The 4,005-nt window shown below is 64.0% G+C and carries 5 protein-coding genes; all 5 read left to right on the top strand.

Annotated features, from left to right (window positions below; translation table 11 throughout):
- Nucleotides 1-697 (top strand): sulfatase-like hydrolase/transferase (locus tag EN742_RS26970; protein WP_148670279.1); only part of this gene is annotated, 697 nt, incomplete at its 5' end.
- A gap of 302 nt (nt 698-999) precedes the next feature.
- Complete coding sequence (gene rpsF / locus EN742_RS26975) at nt 1,000-1,491, top strand: 30S ribosomal protein S6 (protein ID WP_126055655.1); 492 nt, start codon at nt 1,000-1,002, stop codon at nt 1,489-1,491.
- On the top strand, nt 1,491-1,739 hold the full coding sequence (gene rpsR / locus EN742_RS26980) for a 30S ribosomal protein S18 (RefSeq protein ID WP_006203718.1): 249 nt from the start codon (nt 1,491-1,493) through the stop codon (nt 1,737-1,739). The genes rpsF and rpsR overlap by 1 nt, the downstream gene beginning before the upstream one ends.
- Nucleotides 1,740-1,953: 214 nt before the next feature.
- Nucleotides 1,954-2,538, top strand: a complete 585-nt coding sequence (gene rplI / locus EN742_RS26985) for a 50S ribosomal protein L9 (RefSeq protein ID WP_127285613.1) — start codon at nt 1,954-1,956, stop codon at nt 2,536-2,538.
- Between the two features lie 276 nt (nt 2,539-2,814).
- A partial coding sequence (locus tag EN742_RS26990) for a cyclopropane-fatty-acyl-phospholipid synthase family protein (RefSeq protein ID WP_148670280.1) occupies nt 2,815-4,005 on the top strand: 1,191 nt, incomplete at its 3' end.

The following is a 4,005-nucleotide window of genomic DNA, read 5'->3' on the forward strand; positions in this document are numbered from 1 at the left end:
GATCATGCGCGAGGCGGACGCCAGCGAAGACCCGGTCTTCCTGTTTGCCGTCAGCCTGCAGAACCACGGGCCCTACGAGCCGTACCGCTATTACAATCCGACCCACAAGGTCGCCGCGCCGATCAGTTCCTGGGCGCGGGAATCGCTGCTGAGCTATGCTGAAGGCTCCGCTGACGCCGACCGCGGCCTGCAGCGCCTGGTCGAATGGGCAAAGAAGCGCGAGCGGCCGACGGTGATCGCCTTCTTCGGCGACCACCTGCCGCCGCTCGGGCCGGTCTATGTCGAGACCGGCTTCCTCAAGGACAATGTCGCGCCGCGCAAGGAAGCGCCGGAGGCGGCGCTCGAGCACCACCAGACGCCGCTGATCATCTGGTCGAACCGCACCGGCCCGGCCGAGGACGTGGGCGCGGTGAGCCCCGCCTTCCTGCCCTACCACATCCTGACCACCGCCGGGATCACGCATCCCTACTATACCGGCTTCCTCGGCGCCCTGCGCGAGCGCTACCGCGTCGTCGACCGCAACCTTCTGCTGTCGCCGGCCGGCGCGGCGACGCCCGACTGGGCGCGGCAGAAGAAGATCGACCCTGCGATCAACGATTTCCGCCTGCTGCAATACGACATGATGTTCGGCAAGCGAAACGCCGCGCCCGACTTCTTCCCCGAGACGGTCGACAAGGTCGTTGCCCATACGAGCTGAGTGCTGCGGCTTTTCAGAACTGCGACAGCAAGGACCCCTGCTTGAAACGCACTCTCCCTTGCCTTCCTGGGGAATTCCTGTATAGACGCCCGCAATCTGCCGGTCCTTGCTGGGGGCTGAACGGAGGGCCGAGGGTTTTCTCGAAAACCCGCGTGTGAAGCCAGAAGCGCTTCCGCCTCCCGTGTCTCCGCTCTCGACCGTCTCGTCATGCTCCTTTCTTCCCCGCTTCGCGGGTCAGAGAAGTTGCAGAGGCTTTAGCCGCGAGGAACCGGGAGAGAAACGAAGAAAGGCACCGATACACTATGGCTCTATACGAACATGTGTTCCTTGCCCGGCAGGACCTCTCGCAGCAGCAGGTCGATGCGCTTGTCGAACAGTACAAGGGCGTCATCACCGCGAATGGCGGGTCCGTCGGCCGGGTCGAGAACTGGGGATTGAAGTCCCTCACCTACCGGGTCAACAAGAACCGGAAGGCATACTACACGCTGATGGACCTGACCTGCCCGCCGGCCGCGCTCAACGAGATGGAGCGCCAGATGGGCCTGTCCGAGGACGTGCTGCGCTTCCTGACCGTCAAGGTCGAGGCGCATGAGGAAGGTCCGTCCGCGATGATGCAGAAGCGCGAAGAGCGCTCCGAGCGCGGCGGCTTCGGCGACCGCGACCGTGGCGACCGCGGCCCGCGTTCGTTCGGCGACCGCGATCGCGGCGACCGTGGCGATCGTCCGCCGCGCAGCTTCGATGGCGAGCGCGGTCCGCGCCGCCCGCGTGAAGGCGTTGAAGGGGGTGCAGAATAATGGTCGACATCAACCAGATCCCGACCCGGCGCCCGTTCCATCGCCGCCGCAAGACCTGCCCGTTCTCCGGCGCCAACGCGCCCAAGATCGACTACAAGGACGTGCGTCTGCTGCAGCGCTACATTTCCGAGCGCGGCAAGATCGTGCCGTCGCGCATCACCGCCGTCAGCCAGAAGAAGCAGCGCGAGCTCGCCAAGGCGATCAAGCGCGCCCGCTTCCTCGGCCTGCTGCCCTACGTGGTTCGCTAAGACTTCCGAAGCGGGCGGCCAGCCGCCCGCTTCTTCCCCACGGCGACGGGCGCCGCAGGGTGGACATCAAATCCCGGGTTGAGGCCGAAAGCCTCTAACTGCCGCGACAGGCAGGACAGCGACACGGCGGCAACGCCCCTTTTGCTTCCTGACCTGTTCCAGATCAATCCGGCGCCGATCCCCGCGATCGACGCCAAGACGAAGGAACAAAACCATGGAAGTCATTCTTCTCGAACGCGTTTCCCGCCTCGGCCAGATGGGCGACACCGTCAAGGTCAAGGATGGGTTCGCCCGCAATTTCCTGTTGCCGCAGGGCAAGGCGCTGCGCGCCAACGAAGCCAACAAGAAGAAGTTCGAAGGCCAGCGGGCCCAGCTCGAAGCGCGTAACCTCGAGCGCAAGTCGGAAGCCTCGCAGGTCGCCGAAAAGCTGGACGGCAAGAGCTTCGTGGCCGTGCGTTCGGCCGGCGAGACCGGCCAGCTCTACGGCTCGGTGTCGACCCGCGACATCGCCGACCTGCTGACGGCGGAAGGCTTCTCGGTCAACCGCAACCAGATTCAGCTCAACCATCCGATCAAGACCATCGGCCTCACCAATGTGGCGATCGCGCTGCATCCGGAAGTCGAGGTCACGATCACGCTCAACATCGCCCGCACCGCGGACGAGGCCGAACGTCAGGCCAAGGGCGAGACGCTGACGACGGCCGAAGCCATCTATGGCGACGACATCAACGACAATGCGCGGCCGGAAAACTTCTTCGACCCGAACGCCGAGTTCGAAGGCGGCGAAGACAACGCCTGACCTGGCACAATCGAGCGCCGCGGCGGTGCTCGAAAACGCCTTGTCGCTCTCCGGTTTCGACTGGACCAATGCCCGGGCCTCGCGCCCGGGCATTTTTATACCAAATGGAACTTTCCGAACCCCTATATCTTGATGCAGACTACAGCGTCGCGCGTCCTTTGGACGCACAAAGGACGTCGTAGTCCTTTGACTTGGCGCATGATCCCCGCGCGAAATCGACTGCGATTTCGGGACCCTGCGCCAGGCCATCCTGTCTGACGTTGGGGACATTTGGTCATGAATATTCTGTTGAAGCGCCTTCTCGACCGCCTGGTGCGCACCGGCAATCTCAAGGTGACCGGGCCGAAGGGCTCGACAGTGGTCTTCGGCGACGGCAGCGGCGAGCCAGTGCACATGCACATCAGGACCAAGCACGCCGAACGCGCCATCAGCTTCGATCCGATGCTGGCGGTACCGGAAGCCTATATGGACGGCGAACTCGATATCCTCGAAGGCGGCGTGCTTGGGGTGATGCGCATTGCCTTCCAGAACATGGGCAGCGGCGGCATCGACGCGACATGGTCGAAGGCGATCGAAGGCCTGCGCCACGCCTTCCGCCGGCTGCAGCAGATCAACACCGCGTCGCGCTCACGCCGCAACGTACAGCGCCACTACGATCTCTCCGGCGATCTCTACCGGCTCTTCCTCGACGACGACATGCAGTATTCCTGCGCCTACTTCGAGCAGCCCGACATGACGCTGGACGAGGCGCAGGCGGCCAAGAAGCGGCACATCGCCGCCAAGCTCCGACTGAAGGCCGGCCAGACGGTGCTCGACATCGGTTCCGGCTGGGGCGGGCTCGGCCTCTATCTCGCCAAGGCCTTCGACGTCGATGTGCAAGGCGTCACGCTGTCGACCGAGCAGCACGGCGTCGCCACCGACCGAGCCCATGTGCAAGGGCTGCAGGACAGGGTGCATTTCGACCTCAAGGATTATCGCTCGCTCAACGAGCGCTTCGATCGCATCGTCTCGGTCGGCATGTTCGAACATGTCGGCGTCAACCACTACCGCACCTTCTTCGACAAGTCGGCGACGCTGCTCAAGCCCGATGGCGTGATGCTGCTGCACACGATCGGCCGTTCCGGCGTACCGTGGGCGACCAGCGCTTTCGTCCGCAAATATATCTTCCCGGGCGGCTACATACCGGCGCTTTCCGAAGTCATGCCGGCGATCGAAAAGTCGGGCCTCGTCGTCACCGACATCGAGATGCTCAGGCTGCATTATGCCGACACGCTGAAGCATTGGGGCCTGCGCTTCGCCGCCAACCGCGACAAGGCCAAGGCGATCTATGACGAACGCTTCTGCCGCATGTGGGAATTCTATCTCGCCGCCTCGGAGGCCGCCTTCCGCTGGCAGGACCTGGTGATCTTCCAGATCCAGCTCGCCAAGAAGAACGACACGCTGCCGGTCACCCGCGACTACATGGCC

The organism is Mesorhizobium sp. M4A.F.Ca.ET.020.02.1.1 (assembly GCF_004022645.1).
Taxonomy (GTDB): Bacteria; Pseudomonadota; Alphaproteobacteria; order Rhizobiales; family Rhizobiaceae; genus Mesorhizobium.